The sequence below is a fragment of the Streptomyces sp. NPDC033177 genome, from assembly GCF_055577715.1.
Genome location: NZ_JBVIPS010000006.1, coordinates 475181 through 489596 on the forward strand (window position 1 = coordinate 475181; position 14416 = coordinate 489596).

A 14416-nucleotide genomic window follows, 5' to 3' on the forward strand; every position below is an offset into this window, starting at 1 on the left:
ACACCATCGACCACGTGCTCGACATCGGCTACGCCCTCTCCCACCGCTTTCCCGACCCCCCGCAGTTCGACTACCGCCGCGCGGACGTCCACGCGCTGCGGCACGACCTGTTCTGCGGTGACGTGTATCTCGCGGACACGAAGGCGGACCGGGAGCTGTCCACAGCCTGGGGATGGGTTCCGGTGCTCGATTTCGCGTGGGCGCTGTGCGACATCGTCGAGCTCCTGGACCAGGACCCCCTGGGAAGCCGGGCGTCCCGCCCCCAGTACGCCGAGCTCGACTTCACGGAGTCGACGGACCGCATGCTGTTCACCCGCCGCTTCGGCTGGGTGGACATCGAGGCGGACTGGATGCAGGCAGAGGAACCCCCTCTCACGTTCTCCCACTCCGAGCTGCGCCGCGAGGCCCGGGACTTCCTCCAGGACCTCCTCGCCGACCTGACGGACCTGCACGAGTCGCTGGCGGACAACCCGGCGATCTGGACGCTCCAGTCCCGTTTCCCCCGGGCGTAGGCGCATCCTCCCCTCCCCCCGGGAGGCGCAGGCACGCTAATCCACCCGTACGCCGACCTGCGCGGCGAACGCCGGGGCCAAGTCCATCAGTTGGGCCGTACTGATCACCGACCCCGCCAAGCAGTCGATCCCCCGCAGGATGTCCACCTCGGCCGCTTCCCGCAGGTCGACGTCCTTCATCCGGACCCCGCTGAAATCCGCCCCCTTCAGCACGCAGCCCACGAACTCCACCCGTTCGAGCACCGCCTGCCCGAAGTCCGGCTCCACCAGCACGCACCCCTCGAAAACGACGTCCTTCAGCCGGGCCTTCCGCAAATTCAGATAGTCGATCTTGCCGCCCCGCACGACCACCCGCTCCAGCACACCCCCGTGCAGCTGCACACCCCCCAGCCGCGCGTCCACCACCTCCACGTCCCGCAGCGACGCCTCCACCAGCTCCGTGCCGACCCCGCGCAGCTCCGTCAGCACCGAGTCCACGAACCGCGCCCGGCTGAGCCGCGTCTCCGTCACCCCGCAGCCCGTCACCGCGCAGTCCAGGAACAGCGCTCCCCCACCGTCCTGCCCCGCGAGATCCAGGTCCCGGAACTCGACCCCGTCGTAATCCCCGTCGGGCTGCAGCTCACCCCCGCCGAGCCCCAGCTCCACGAACCCCCGCAGCGCGGGCAACCGCACCTCCGGCCGCCGAGCCTTCTTCACCCCTGCCGCATCCCGCTGCCCATCCCTCAGTCCCATGCGCCCATCGTGCACCCACCCACTGACAACCCCCGCACCCCCATGTCACATCCCGGGCACCCCCGTCCGTCGTACCCAGTGAACGCACCGACCACGGCAGGAGCCCAGCCACATGCCCACCCACCGCAAGACCCTCAGCATCATCGGCGGCGGCTTCGCCGGCCTCACCGCGGCCATCACCGCCGCGGAATCCGGCGCCCGCGTGACCCTCCACGAGTCCCACCACACCCTCGGCGGCCGGGCCCGCACCGCCGAAGGCCCGTACCGCACGAACGAAGGCCCGCACGCCCTCTACAACGGCGGCCCCCACTGGACCTGGCTCAAGCAGCGCGACCTCATCGGCCCCCTCGCCCCCATCCCGCCCATCGAGGGCACCCGGCTCCGCCTCCACCACCAGGGCAGGCTCCGCCGCACCCCACCCCTCGCCATGCTGAAGCTCCTGCGCCGCAAGGCCGAACAGGCGCCCGTCGACCAGGACTTCATGACGTGGGCCACCGGCGAGGTGGGCGAGGACGGCGCACGCGCCGCCGCTCACTACATCGCCGTGGCCACGTTCCACCACGACCCCGGCTCCCTCTCCGCCAGGTTCGTGCACGAGCGCCTGCGCCGCGCCACGAAGCTGCCCCCGGAGGCCCACTACCCGAGCGGCGGCTGGGGCTCGGTCATCGACCGCATGGCGACCCTCGCCTGGAACCTGGGCGTACGGGTGGAGACGCTGTCCCGCGTCGACTCCCTCGCCCCGCTCTCCGCCAAGGGACCGGTCGTCGTCGCCACCTCACTGCCCGCGGCCCGCCAACTGCTCCAGGACGACGGCCTGCGCTGGGACAGCGCCCGTACGACCCTCGTCGACCTGGCCCTCACCTCCCGCAGGGGCGACCCGTTCGCGATCTCCGACCTGGACGGGACCGGCTGGATCGAACGGTTCACCACCCAGGACCGCAGCCTCGCCCCCGCGGGGCAGGAGCTCGTCCAGGGCCAGTTCCCGCTCTCCCCCGAGGAGTCCAAGGCGGACGGCACCGCCCGCGCCGACCGCCTGCTCGACCTCGGCTTCCCCGGCTGGCGCGACCGCCTGGTCTGGCGCCGCGACGCCGTGTCCAACGGCCGCACCGGCGCGGTCGACCTGCCCGGCACCACCTGGCGCAACCGCCCGGCGATCGACCGCGGCAACGGCGTCTACCTGGCCGGAGACCAGGTCGCGGCGCCCGGTCTGCTCTCCGAGGTCTCCTTCAACAGCGCGCTGGAGGCAGTGACACTCGCCCTCACCTCGACAAGGCTCGACCTCGAGTCCGCCTGATCTACGGGAGCAGCCCCGTCACTTCGCGGCGGACCCCAGCCCCGCCAACGCCCCGTCGGTCAGCCGGTACACGGTCCACTCGTCCTGCGGCAGCGCGCCCAGCGACTTGTAGAAGTTGATCGACGGCTCGTTCCAGTCGAGCACGGACCATTCGAGCCGCTCATAGCCACGCTCCACACAGATCCGCGCGAGCTCGGTCAGCAGCGCCTTGCCGTGCCCGCCGCCGCGCGCCTCCGGCCGTACGTACAAATCCTCCAGGTAGATCCCGTGCACCCCACGCCACGTGGAAAAGTTCAGGAACCACAGCGAGAACCCGACGACCGCCCCCGTGGCGTCGTCCTCGGCGATGTGCGCGAACGCGGCGGGCCGCTCCCCGAAGAGCGCCTCACGCAGCTGCTCCTCGGTGGCCCTGGCCTCGTCGAGCGCCTTCTCGTACGCGGCGAGGTCGCGGACCATGGCGTGGATGACAGGGACGTCGGCAGGCGTGGCGGTACGAATCATGGCGGCAGAGTACGACGATCCTGCGCCGCACAGCAGGTCGTCACCGGCCCAGGAGCCGCCGCGCGACCTCCAGATCCTCCTCGTCCGGTGACCGCCCGTCCTCGATCTCCCACAGGGCGTTCTGCAGCACCCGCCCCAGCGTCCACGCACGGGCCCGCCCGCGGTCGAGACCGAGCACCTCGCTCATCGCGTCGAAACGCCACAGCACGTCGTCCGCGTCGAAGCGGTTGTTGAGCGCGGGCCACAGATCGAAGCCCGGGTCCCCGGCCAGCGGCTTCGGGTCGATGGCGAGCCACGGCTCACGCTCGGCCGCCAGAACGTTCTCGAAGTGCAGGTCCCAGTGCAGGAGCTGCTCCCCCGGCTCCCCCATGACCTCACGCATCGCGCCCCCGCACCGCTCCACGAGCGCGCGCTCGGCCGGGTCGGGGATCGCGTTCAGGGCATCCGGCAGATCGTCGAGCATCTCCGCCGCGATGTCCGCGAGCCGCCGCATGCCCGCGGGCGCGGGCACGGACGTGAGCCGCGCGAGCAGCTCGGCGATGACGAGAACCGCCTTGTGCGTGTCCTCCACCGTCGACAACATCCGCCCGGAGTCGAGGCGTTCGAGCAGCATCGTGCCGGTGCCCTCGTCGTGGTCGAGCAACCGCACCGCCCCGTCGCCGTCCCACACCCGCAGCCCGACCGGCTCCCCCTCGGTCTCCTCGTCCAGAAGCTGGAACTTGACCGCCGCGGGGGTGCCGTCGCGCCGCACCACGGGCAGTACGAGCGCCGCCATGCCGTGCATCGAGGGCCCGTCGACCCGCAGGTCCCACCGCTCGACGAACTCCGCCACGCGCGCGGGCAGCGCCGCGATGAAGGCACGGCCCGGCTCCCCCGCGTACGCGTACTGCGACTCGATCAGCTCGTCCGGAATGCGAAAGTCGATCACACCGGCGACGCTACCGGGCGTGCGTGAATCACCGCACGGGGATTACGCGCGGGGATCACGCACGGGGACCACGCATAGGGGGAAGAGCCCGATCAGATCCCCGAGGCCTTGAGCTCCTTCGCGAACGCGTCCTGGTCGAACAGCGAGTTGCTGTCCGCCTTCTTGCCGTCGATGACGACGGTCGGCGTGCCCTGCATGCCGTCGTCGGTGAAGGCCTGCATGGCCTCACCGACCCAGCCCTTGTACGTCACCTTCTTCACCGCCTTGTCGAACTCGGCGCCCCGCAGCCCGTCCACGGTGTCGGCGATCTTCAACAGGAAGGCCGGCGTGAAGGCGTCGTCGGTCTCGCGCTCCGGCTGGTTGGCGAAGACCGCGGCGTGGAACTGCGGGAACTTGCCCGCGTCCACCGAGGCCCGCAACGCGTTCGCCGCGTTCACCGAACCACTGCCGCCGAGGTTCTTGTCGAGGAACGACGCGAGCGTGTACTCGACCTTCACCTTGCCCTCGGCCACCGGCTTCACCAGAGCCTGCGCACCCGTCTCCTCGAACTTCTTGCAGATCGGGCAGCGCGCGTCCTCGTACAGCTTGACCGTGTGCCCGGCCTTCGGGTCGCCGACCGTGATCACGCCACCCTTCACCGACGCGGGCGTCTTGGCCAGCGCGTCCGTGCCGGCCGGCGGCTGCTTCGCCGCAGGGCCGCCGCCGGACGCGGACTCCGACGCCGACGTCCCCTTGTCGTCGCTCCCGCCCCCGCCCGTGAGGTCCTCGGGCCCGCAGGCGGCTGCGCCCCCGGCGACGAGTGCGGTGGCAGCCACCGCGGCGACGATGCGCCCGGCCTTGCGTACGGCCATCTGGACAGTCCTCCTGGATCTCGGCACGCGCCGCTTCGACATCGCCACGCGCCGGATCAACGTATCGGAACCCCCACCCCCAAGACCCCTCCCCAAAGCCCCCACCAGCGCAGTAACGTCCCGCACATGAGCAGCACGATCAACGGCGGCATCTCGTACTGGTACGCGGACCACGGCACCCCGGCCCCCCGCGAACCCCTGCCGGGCGACGAGAGTGCCGACGTCTGCATAGTCGGCGGCGGCTACACGGGCCTGTGGACCGCGTACTACCTGAAGAAGGCCGCCCCCTTCCTCCGCATCACCGTCCTGGAACAGAAGTTCTGCGGCTACGGAGCCTCCGGCCGCAACGGCGGCTGGCTCTACAACGGCATCGCGGGCCGCGACCGCTACGCCCGCCTGCACGGCAAAGAGGCAGCGGTCCGCCTCCAGGAGGCGATGAACGAAACGGTCACCGAGGTGATCGAGACGGCGAAGACGGAAGGGATCGACGCCGACATCCACCACGGCGGCGTACTGGAAGTCGCCTACACACCCGCCCAGTTGGCGCGCCTGAAGGAATTCCACGCCACGGAACTCGCGTACGGCGAGAAGGAACGCACCCTGCACGGCGCCCGGGAGACGGCCGACCGGATCCGCGTCGCGGGCGCCGTCGGCTCCACCTGGACCCCGCACGGCGCACGCCTGCACCCGGTGAAACTGGTGAAGGGCCTGGCGGCGGCGGTCGAGTCCCTGGGCGTCACGATCCACGAATCAACGCCCGTCACGGAGATCAAGCCGAAGCACGCGATCACCCCGTACGGCACGGTCCGCGCCCCGTACATCCTGCGCTGCACGGAGGGCTTCACGGCGTCCCTGAAGGGCCAACGCCGCACATGGCTCCCCATGAACTCCTCAATGATCGCGACAGAACCCCTGTCGCTTGCCCAATGGGAGTCGATCGGCTGGGAAGGCCGCGAAACGCTGGGCGACATGACGCACGCGTACATGTACGCGCAACGCACGGCCGACGGTCGCATCGCACTGGGCGGCCGAGGCGTCCCGTACCGCTACGGCTCGAAAACGGACAGCGACGGCCGCACGCAACCGGCCACGATCGAGGCCCTGCGCGACATCCTGACCCGCTTCTTCCCCCAACTGGCCGGAGTCGAGATCGCCCACGCCTGGTCCGGCGTCCTCGGCGTCCCCCGCGACTGGTGCGCCACGGTCACCCTGGACCGCGCCACGGGCCTCGGCTGGGCGGGCGGCTACGTCGGCTCGGGCGTGGCCACCGCCAACCTCGCGGCCCGCACCCTGCGCGACCTGGTCCAACAGGACTCGGGCCAAGCAGGCCCCACGGACCTCACCACCCTCCCCTGGGTCAACCACAAGGTCCGCAAATGGGAACCGGAACCGTTCCGCTGGCTGGGCGTCCAGGGCATGTACGCGACATACCGCAAAGCAGACCAAAACGAACTCACAACCCCAACCGCAACATCGTCCCGCCTGGCCCAATGGGCAGACAGGGCGTCCGGACGCCACTAAACATCAGCAGCCCCTCCAGCACCGGGTGCCACAACCGTGTGCCACGATCACTCGATCATTCACTCAGCCTGGGGGGGCTCGATGCCTGAACCACGTCCTTCTGCGAGACCCGCGGCTTCTGCCGCGCTCTTTCTCGCTCTCGCCGCACTGCTGGCCCTGCTCGTACCCACCGCACTGCCCGCGACGGCAGCCCACGCCGCCGAGCCGGACTGCGCACCGCTGGCTCTCGCCCCGTTCGGCGATCCGGGTGCCGCGCTCGGGAAAACGACCGTCGCCCCCGACGCGACGACCTGCTTCACCTTCACCACCGCCGAGGCCGGCCTTCACCTCGTCTCGTTCGACGACTCCAGCAACGAGGCGCACACCGACGTCTACAGCGGCGACACCGAAGTCGACTGCTATGACACCGAGTACCGCACCGACGGCTGGTGCGACCTCTCCGCCGCGGGCACCTACACGCTGAAGGTCGTCAACGACGGCTGGGAGGAAGCCGACGTCGCGGTCACCGTCGTCTCGCTCGGCAGCGACCGCGGCTGCGCCCCGAAGGCCGGCACCAACTGGGACCAGTCGACGCCCACACGTACGTCGGTCAGCCCCGCCCAGATCGACTGCCTGCCCCTCGACGCCGAGCCGGGCGACCGCATCCGGCTCACCCGCGGCACGAAGGTCTATGGCGAGTCCATCGCCTGGATCACCGACGCCACCGGCGCCCGGATCTGCCCGCGCTTCCCCGAGGACGGCGAGAACAGCTGCGTCCTGCCCGGCAAGGGCCCCTACCGTGCTCTGTCCCGCGTCACGCGCGTGGAGGGCGGCTTCCCGGCCGAGTTCGCGGTCACGGCACGCCGCCTGAACGACCCGCAGGGCTGCCCGTCCGCCCCGGTCCGCCCCTACGGCCCGCTTACCGCGCAGGACTTGACCAAGACTCCCTGCTTCGCGGTCACCGCCGAGAAGGCGGGCAAGTACCGCTTCGACTCCGTCGACAAGGACGGGGAGACCGCCCCGGTCCGCGTGCACGACCGCTCCGGCACAACCGTCTGCCGCACCAATGAGCAGCCCTGCCGACTGCCCTCCGCGGGCACCTACACCGCCTACCTCGACGGCTCGTCCCCCTTCCACGACACCCCGCGCGGACTGATCGTCCTCGACCGGGCCTCCGCCGATGGCTGCCTGAAGAGCGAAATGGGCACCCACAAGGGCTCGTTCAGCACGGCAGGGCAGTACGACTGCCTGAACCTCCCCGCGCCCAAGGACTCCCGGATCGCGGCCCTCACCCCGCTCAGCAGCTCCGGGGTCGACGCAGCGGTGGAGGTTCTGGACAGCGAAGGCACCGAACAGTGCGGCGCGGACCAGCTCGCCGCGGGCGACTGCGCGCTCACCGGCACCGCGCCGTACCGCGCCCTCGTGCACGCCGCCGGCAGCCCCCGCACCGGCCCGTACTCGGTCGCCGTGCACCGCACGGATGCGGCTGAAGACTGCCCCGTCCTGCCCGCGGGCAGCTTCGCCGCCGACGGGGCCAAGGCCGCCTTCTCCACCGGGGACGGCGTCTTCGCGCACTGCCTGACCATCCCGGCGGACGACCACACCTCGGCCGAGGCACTGCAACTCGCCGCCACCTCCGGTGACGTACCTGCCAAGTTCTCCGTGCTCGACTCCACCGGCAAGCGCGTCTGCGACCGAACCGCCACCACCAACGGCTGGACGCTCTGCTCCCTGACAGCGGGCAAGGCCCACACAGTCCTGGTCACCGGCCGCGACCAGGCCGCCGACTACACCCTGACGAGGCGCGACGTGACGTCGACGGCTTCATCGGCAGGCTGCACGAAGACGGCGGCCGCCAAGGTCGGCGGCCCCTCCGTGCAGGGCACGTCCGGCACCCCCGGCGCTCTCCGCTGCCACCAGGTCACCACGTCCGCCGCCACCGACGTCGTGCACGTCAACGTGCGGGACGCCCTTGGCACCGCCGACATGTACGTCATCGACGGCGCCGGCAAGAGCGAGTGCGGCCAGCGCGCACGAGCCTGCGCCGCCACCGGCAGCACCACCCACCAGGTCCTCGTCCAGACTCCGGCGAACCGCGCGGCAGCACCTAAGTACCGCCTCGACGCACTGCGCATCGCCACCGCCGACGGTCCCGTCGCCGAGTGCACCAAGGTCCCTTCGGTCGCCTTCGGCTACGGCCCGGTCACCGGCGCCCTCGACGAAACGCACACGGCCACGTGCGCATCCCTGCCCACGGCCCGCAACGACCACTTCGACGTCGAGATCTCCGACACCACGGGAGCGACCGACGAAGCGGTCCCCGCCCTCTACAACAGCTCCTGGCAGAACGGCTGCGCCGGGATGGTCCCGGGTGACTACACCTGCGGGGTGAACGACTCGCCCACGGACCCGAAGAAGCCCTCCGTGCTCATCCTCGGCCTCCCGGAGAAGGCCTCGGCCACGTCCTACAGCGCCACCCTGAAGTGCCGGTTCAGCCGCTGCGGCGACGAGACGACCACCATCACCGGCGTCACCCCGGCCGAGGCCCCCGGCGGCACCAAGCCCACGGTCACCGTGACGGGCACCGCCATCAGCCCCGACGCGACGGTCCGGCTGACGCAGGCGGGCAGGACCCTCACCGCGAAGACGACGTCGGTCTCCGCGGATTACCGGACGCTGAAGGCGACGCTCGACCTGACGGACGTCCCCGCGGGCACCTGGAACGTCAGCGTCATCGCGGGCGGGGAACACCAGCGCGGCACCTTCACCGTGACCGAGCCGCAGCCCCGCAACACCACCGCTCCCAAGGTAACGGGAACGGCGGCCGTCGGCTCCAAGCTCACCACCGACACCGGTAGCTGGGCGGCAGCGCCCTCGTCGTACACCTACCAGTGGAAGGCGAACGGCACGGCGATCGCGGGCGCCACGGCATCGACGTACAAAATCCCGGCGGCACAGCTGAACAAGAAGCTTTCCGTGACGGTCACCGCCCACAAGGCGGGCCACGAGGACGCCACCGCGACGTCCTCGACGGTCACGGTCGCCCTGGGCGCCGCGCCCAAGGCGACGAAGAAGCCGACGGTCAGCGGCACCGCCAAGGTCGGCAAGACCCTCAAGGCCGCGAAGGGCACCTGGTCGCCCGCCCCGGGGTCGTACTCCTACCAGTGGTACGCAAACGGAACGAAGATCACCGGCGCGAGCAAGTCCTCGCTGACCTTGAAGTCCGCCCAGCGCGGCAAGAAGGTCACGGTCAAGGTCACGGCACACCGCACCGCCCACCGCGACGGAACGTCCACGAGCAAGGCAACGGCGACCATCGCCCCCTAGCCAGGAACACCACCCCCACAACCACAGCGAAGGCCCAGGCCACCAATCCGGTGACCTGGGCCTTCGCTGTGTCGGAGCCCCCTGTCGGATTCGAACCGACGACCTACGCATTACAAGTGCGTTGCTCTGGCCATCTGAGCTAAGGAGGCGTGCTGCGGCGTGCCCGAGCAGTGTAACCAACGTCGCATGTGCCCCCGTCGAAAATTTCCTCGAAGGTCGCGGGTGCAGGACTACTGACAGATCCGTGCCCCCCGGGGTACCGTCCGAGCAGTTCACTCAGGTGGACTACACCACTCCTCTCTTTACAACGGATCGTCCGGCACGTTCCTGCCGGTGAAGGGGGCCCTCACCATGGCCACTGTTTCGTTCGACAAGGCGACCCGCATCTACCCGGGTGGCGACAAGCCCGCCGTCGACCAGCTTCAGCTCGACGTCGCGGACGGCGAGTTCCTCGTCCTCGTCGGTCCCTCCGGCTGCGGAAAGTCCACCTCCCTGCGCATGCTCGCGGGCCTGGAGGACGTGAACGCCGGAGCCATCCGCATCGGTGACCGCGACGTCACGCACCTGCCGCCCAAGGACCGGGACATCGCCATGGTGTTCCAGAACTACGCGCTCTACCCGCACATGACGGTCGCCGACAACATGGGCTTCGCCCTGAAGATCGCGGGCGTCAACAAGGCCGAGATCCGCCAGAAGGTCGAGGACGCGGCGAAGATCCTCGACCTCACGGACTACCTGGCCCGTAAGCCGAAGGCGCTCTCCGGTGGTCAGCGTCAGCGTGTCGCCATGGGTCGCGCCATCGTGCGTGAGCCGCAGGTCTTCCTCATGGACGAGCCGCTGTCGAACCTCGACGCCAAGCTCCGTGTGAGCACTCGTACGCAGATCGCGTCCCTCCAGCGCCGTCTCGGCATCACCACCGTGTACGTCACGCACGACCAGGTCGAGGCCATGACCATGGGCGACCGCGTGGCCGTGCTGAAGGACGGGCTCCTCCAGCAGGTGGACAGTCCCCGCAACATGTACGACCGCCCGGCCAACCTCTTCGTCGCCGGCTTCATCGGCTCCCCCGCCATGAACCTCGTCGAGGTCCCGATCACCGACGGCGGCGTGAAGTTCGGCAACTCCGTCGTGCCGGTGAACCGCGAGGCGCTGTCCGCCGCGGCCGACAGGGGCGACCGCACGGTGACGGTCGGCGTCCGCCCGGAGCACTTCGACATCGTCGAGCAGGACGGCTCCACGGCGAAGTCCCTCTCGAAGGAGACCGAGGACGCCCCGGCGGGCCTGGCCGTCTCCGTGAACGTCGTCGAGGAGCTCGGCGCCGACGGTTACGTCTACGGCTCCGCGGAGGTCGGCGGCGAGCACAAGGACCTCGTGGTCCGCGTGAACGGCCGCAGGGTCCCGGAGAAGGGCACGCAGCTGCACGTCGTCCCGCGTCCGGGTGAGATCCACGTGTTCTCGACGTCGACGGGCGAGCGCCTCACCGACTGACCTGCGGACATCGACGGACGAAGGGCCCCGCACCTCGGTGCGGGGCCCTTCGCGTGCGCCCACGTTGTCGACAAATACCCCGGCAGACCGGTCATTTCGCCCCGGGCCCGTCAACACCGCTCCAAAAAAACCTCATTCTCCGTCGCTCGACCGAGTGACGTAATGTCGCCAAATCATCACCGAGCGCTACGCTCACTCGCGTGACGCACTCCGCCAACTACACCCAGAAGCCGCGCCGAGCCCACCGAGGCCCCGCCCGACGCATCGGCCGCACGCTCGCTCTCGTCCTGCCCGTGATGCTGGTGCTCTCCGGGACCCTCGCGGTCACCAGCGTCAACTGGTCCGGGAACTCCTCGGATTCGATGCTCACCGCATCCGCCGACAATCTTTCGAAGCCGGCCAAGTCCCGCGCCCCGCAGGACATCCTGCGCGACAAGCTGCTCTTGGAGCTCCAGGAGAAGAACCCGGGCGTCGCGCTCACGCACCTCCAGCAGGAGGTGAACCGCCACCCGTCGCTCGCCAGGCACTGTGTCTCCATCGCCCGTGCCCTCGGCCGCGCGGCCGTCCGGGCGTACGGCCCGACACGCGCGCAGTCGTATGCCCGTCCGGTCTGCGACACGTCCTTCGCGACGGGCGTCGCCGGCGCCCATCAGAACGGCTGACCGGGCCGGCACGTAGGGTTTCCGGCATGACCGGCGACCCTCACGCTCACAGACCCACGCAGGCCGTCGTCCTGGCCGGAGGCCAGGGCTCGCGCCTCCGTCCGTACACCGACGACCGGCCCAAGCCGATGGTCGAGATCCCCGGCACGGGGACCCCGATCATCGGCCATCAGCTTTCCTGGCTGGCGGCCGAGGGCGTGACGGACGCCGTGGTCTCCTGCGGCCATCTCGCCGAAGTGCTCCAGGAGTGGCTGGAGTCGGCGGACCTCCCCCTGAACGTCACCACGGTCGTCGAGAACGAACCGCTGGGCCGCGGCGGCGGCCTGAAGTACGCCGCCCGCCACCTCCCGCACGCGGACCGCCCCTGGTACGCGACGAACGGCGACATCTGGACCCGCTTCTCGCTGCGCGACATGGCGGCCTTCCACGCCGAGCGCGACGCCACCGCGACGCTCGCCCTGGCCCGCCCCCGCATCCCGTGGGGCGCCGTCGAGACCGACGCGTTCGGCCACATCACGGACTTCATCGAGTCCCCGCCGTCCCCGTACCTGATCAACGCGGGCGTGTACGTCTTCTCCGCCTCGTTCACCGCGCTCCTGCCGGACCGCGGTGACCACGAGCGCACCACGTTCCCGCGCCTGGCCCGTGAGAAGAGCCTGGCGGGCTTCCCGCTGCCGCAGGGCGCGTACTGGCGGGCGATCGACACCGCGAAGGACCTCACCGAGGCGGCCAAGGAGCTGGCGGCACAGAGCGGTTGAGAGCCTCTCGACGATATTCGTGACCCGTACGCGAACCGGGGCCCCGCACAGTGTCTGTGCGGGGCCCCGTCGGCGTATCCGGAAGGGCAGGTCAGCCGCCGAGCAGGCCGCCCACGAGGCGGTCGTTGCCGCCGCCGCCCGTGCTGCCGCCGCTCGTGCCGCTCTCGGGCGCCGCGCCACCGCTGCCGCCGCCGCTGGACGTGGGTCCGGCGGTCGCGGACGAGGGAGGCTGCTGCGGCGAGGACTGCTGTGGCGGTGCCTGACCGGTGGTGCCCTGCGTCTGGCTGGGCTGCCCCTGGCCGGCGGCCGCGCCCGCGGTCTCGCGCGCCGCCGCACCCGGCGGGGTCGCCGTGGCGCCCTGGGTGGGGCTCGCGGAACTGCCCCGCGTCGGCGCACCGGAGCCGGTGGCCGTGGGGCTCTGCGACTGCCCCTGGCCGCGCTGCCGCTGCTTTCCGGGCTCCTCCGGGAGCGGTGAGCCCGGGAGTTCGTTGCGCGGGGCCTCGCCGGGTCCCGGCACGGTCACGCGGTCGGCGTCGCGCACCGCGCCGCCGAGCATCGAACCGATCAGCAGGGTGAGGCCGACGACGAGCGCACCGACGAGCGCGCCGCGCCGCAGCACCCGGCGCCGCAGATCCCAGATGTGCACGCGCGGCCCGAGCGTCCGCCAGGCCTCGCCCGCCAGGCGTCCGTCGACGGAGTAGACGGGGGCGCCCGCGATGATCAGCGGCGACCAGGCGGCCAGATAGATGATGTCCGGCGCGTCGTAGGCGGGGACGGTCTTCCAGCTGACGGTGACGATGAGCGCGGCGGACAGGAGTACGCCGACGCCGGCCGCGACCCGCTGCCAGAGCCCGAGCACCGTGAGCACGCCGACGATGATCTGCAGGAAGGCGATGCAGAGCCCCGCGCCCACGGGGTGCGAGAGGGCGAAGTCACGCAGCGGCTCGGCGAGCGCCCAGGGGTGCAGCGAGTTGAGCCACTTGACCATGGAGCCGCGGTCGCCGCCGTCGAAGTACACGGGGTCGCAGAGCTTGCCCATGCCGGCGTAGATGGAGATGAATCCGAGGAAGACGCGCAGCGGGAGCAGCACGACGCCGAGGTTCATGCGGCGGCCGGGGTAGTAGGCGTGCCGGACGGGGTCGGCTCCGTGCCGCCGGGCGACCTGACGCCCGTCCTCGTCCTCGTCGTCGAAGCCGTCGTCGAACTCGTCGTCCCTGTAGGGGAGTTGTTCGTCGAGGTCGCTCTCCGGCATGGGCATGCGCGGGATGAGCCGGGTTCCGGGGTCGGGGTGGCGGGGGCCGATGACGGCAGGCGTGGCCTGCGTGGTCTCGAGGTCGTCCTCGACGTCGATGCGGGGGATGACCTGCGTGGCACCTCCGTCGTCGTAGGAGGAGCCGCCTGCTTCGGCCGAATGGCGCAGGCCGGTGCCGCGCACCGCCTGCAGCAGTCCGGTGGCTCCGGGGTCGCCCGGCTCGGACTTCCCGCTCCAGACAACGGGCGAGCGGCGCCGTGCGGCGGAGCCTGCCGCGGGGATACGCAGGGTGTCGTCGGCATTGCTCAAGTGCCGTGCGATACGCGGGGATTGGGTCCGCTGCGCGGTGGGGAGCTGCACGCGGAAGCTCGCGTGGTTCACGATGACCTGGGCCGGGTCGCTCGGCACCTTCACCATGCTCAGCGCGGGAGCTTCGTCGAACCCTGACGAGCTTCCCCCCGTGGGATTGCGGGGCGTTCTGGTGTCCACACTCATCTAACCGAGTGATGTGTGTTTAGGACACTGCCTTGACCGTGCGGAAATGTCCGGACCGCGTCAAGATCTACATCGGACGCCCGCCGGCCCGCTGAATCCGGGCCGGCCGACGTCCT

12 protein-coding genes and 1 tRNA gene are annotated in these 14416 nt (G+C 70.7%); 7 read left to right on the forward strand and 6 right to left on the reverse strand.

Annotated elements, in window-relative coordinates; all coding sequences use genetic code 11:
- Positions 1-14 precede the first annotated feature (14 nt).
- Complete coding sequence (locus ACZ5U5_RS23065) at positions 15-512, forward strand: hypothetical protein (RefSeq protein WP_469024664.1); 498 nt, start codon at positions 15-17, stop codon at positions 510-512.
- 36 nt (positions 513-548) lie between these two features.
- Here the strand turns inward: ACZ5U5_RS23065 and ACZ5U5_RS23070 are convergent, their stop codons facing one another.
- On the reverse strand, positions 549-1244 hold the full coding sequence (locus ACZ5U5_RS23070) for a pentapeptide repeat-containing protein (protein WP_469024667.1): 696 nt from the start codon (positions 1242-1244) through the stop codon (positions 549-551).
- Between the two features lie 112 nt (positions 1245-1356).
- Here ACZ5U5_RS23070 and ACZ5U5_RS23075 point away from each other — a divergent pair, with 112 nt between their 5' ends.
- A complete protein-coding gene (locus tag ACZ5U5_RS23075) occupies positions 1357-2538 on the forward strand; it encodes an FAD-dependent oxidoreductase (protein ID WP_469024670.1) in 1182 nt (393 codons plus the stop codon).
- 18 nt (positions 2539-2556) lie between these two features.
- Here the strand turns inward: ACZ5U5_RS23075 and ACZ5U5_RS23080 are convergent, their stop codons facing one another.
- The 3 genes from ACZ5U5_RS23080 to ACZ5U5_RS23090 all read right to left on the reverse strand — a co-directional run bounded on the left by ACZ5U5_RS23080 (position 2557) and on the right by ACZ5U5_RS23090 (position 4818).
- The gene (locus ACZ5U5_RS23080) at positions 2557-3039 is read right to left on the reverse strand and encodes a GNAT family N-acetyltransferase (RefSeq protein ID WP_469024673.1); all 483 of its coding nucleotides are present in this window, start codon (positions 3037-3039) and stop codon (positions 2557-2559) included.
- Positions 3040-3079: 40 nt separating this feature from the next.
- Entirely contained in the window at positions 3080-3967 is an 888-nt protein-coding gene (locus tag ACZ5U5_RS23085; protein ID WP_469024676.1) for an aminoglycoside phosphotransferase family protein, read from the reverse strand.
- A gap of 92 nt (positions 3968-4059) precedes the next feature.
- On the reverse strand, positions 4060-4818 hold the full coding sequence (locus ACZ5U5_RS23090; RefSeq protein ID WP_469024679.1) for a DsbA family protein: 759 nt from the start codon (positions 4816-4818) through the stop codon (positions 4060-4062).
- Between the two features lie 126 nt (positions 4819-4944).
- On the opposite strand from ACZ5U5_RS23090, the gene ACZ5U5_RS23095 reads away from it, so the two are divergent.
- Both ACZ5U5_RS23095 and ACZ5U5_RS23100 read left to right on the forward strand, forming a co-directional pair.
- Entirely contained in the window at positions 4945-6339 is a 1395-nt protein-coding gene (locus ACZ5U5_RS23095; protein WP_469024681.1) for an NAD(P)/FAD-dependent oxidoreductase, read from the forward strand.
- Between the two features lie 81 nt (positions 6340-6420).
- A complete protein-coding gene (locus tag ACZ5U5_RS23100; protein ID WP_469024683.1) occupies positions 6421-9645 on the forward strand; it encodes a Tat pathway signal protein in 3225 nt (1074 codons plus the stop codon).
- Between the two features lie 75 nt (positions 9646-9720).
- Here the strand turns inward: ACZ5U5_RS23100 and ACZ5U5_RS23105 are convergent.
- Positions 9721-9794, reverse strand: a tRNA-Thr gene (locus ACZ5U5_RS23105).
- Positions 9795-9996: 202 nt separating this feature from the next.
- On the opposite strand from ACZ5U5_RS23105, the gene ACZ5U5_RS23110 reads away from it, so the two are divergent.
- The 3 genes from ACZ5U5_RS23110 to ACZ5U5_RS23120 all read left to right on the forward strand — a co-directional run bounded on the left by ACZ5U5_RS23110 (position 9997) and on the right by ACZ5U5_RS23120 (position 12553).
- Positions 9997-11133, forward strand: a complete 1137-nt coding sequence (locus ACZ5U5_RS23110; RefSeq protein ID WP_469024685.1) for an ABC transporter ATP-binding protein — start codon at positions 9997-9999, stop codon at positions 11131-11133.
- 200 nt (positions 11134-11333) lie between these two features.
- Positions 11334-11795 carry a hypothetical protein gene (locus ACZ5U5_RS23115; protein WP_469024686.1) on the forward strand — a complete coding sequence of 154 codons (462 nt, stop codon included), beginning with the start codon at positions 11334-11336 and terminating at the stop codon, positions 11793-11795.
- A gap of 26 nt (positions 11796-11821) precedes the next feature.
- Positions 11822-12553 carry a nucleotidyltransferase family protein gene (locus ACZ5U5_RS23120; RefSeq protein ID WP_363213109.1) on the forward strand — a complete coding sequence of 244 codons (732 nt, stop codon included), beginning with the start codon at positions 11822-11824 and terminating at the stop codon, positions 12551-12553.
- A gap of 91 nt (positions 12554-12644) precedes the next feature.
- Here ACZ5U5_RS23120 and ACZ5U5_RS23125 read toward each other — a convergent pair whose 3' ends face one another.
- Positions 12645-14300, reverse strand: a complete 1656-nt coding sequence (locus ACZ5U5_RS23125; protein WP_469024689.1) for a DoxX family protein — start codon at positions 14298-14300, stop codon at positions 12645-12647.
- Positions 14301-14416 lie beyond the last annotated feature (116 nt).

Excerpts from the sequence above, each read along its gene's own strand:
- ACZ5U5_RS23070 (WP_469024667.1), bottom strand. The coding sequence starts at position 1,244 with ATGGGACTGAGGGATGGGCAGCGGGATGCGGCAGGGGTGAAGAAGGCT.
- ACZ5U5_RS23075 (WP_469024670.1), top strand. The coding sequence starts at position 1,357 with ATGCCCACCCACCGCAAGACCCTCAGCATCATCGGCGGCGGCTTCGCC.
- ACZ5U5_RS23080 (WP_469024673.1), bottom strand. The coding sequence starts at position 3,039 with ATGATTCGTACCGCCACGCCTGCCGACGTCCCTGTCATCCACGCCATG.
- ACZ5U5_RS23090 (WP_469024679.1), bottom strand. The coding sequence starts at position 4,818 with ATGGCCGTACGCAAGGCCGGGCGCATCGTCGCCGCGGTGGCTGCCACC.
- ACZ5U5_RS23095 (WP_469024681.1), top strand. The coding sequence starts at position 4,945 with ATGAGCAGCACGATCAACGGCGGCATCTCGTACTGGTACGCGGACCAC.
- ACZ5U5_RS23100 (WP_469024683.1), top strand. The coding sequence starts at position 6,421 with ATGCCTGAACCACGTCCTTCTGCGAGACCCGCGGCTTCTGCCGCGCTC.
- ACZ5U5_RS23110 (WP_469024685.1), top strand. The coding sequence starts at position 9,997 with ATGGCCACTGTTTCGTTCGACAAGGCGACCCGCATCTACCCGGGTGGC.
- ACZ5U5_RS23120 (WP_363213109.1), top strand. The coding sequence starts at position 11,822 with ATGACCGGCGACCCTCACGCTCACAGACCCACGCAGGCCGTCGTCCTG.
- ACZ5U5_RS23125 (WP_469024689.1), bottom strand. The coding sequence starts at position 14,300 with ATGAGTGTGGACACCAGAACGCCCCGCAATCCCACGGGGGGAAGCTCG.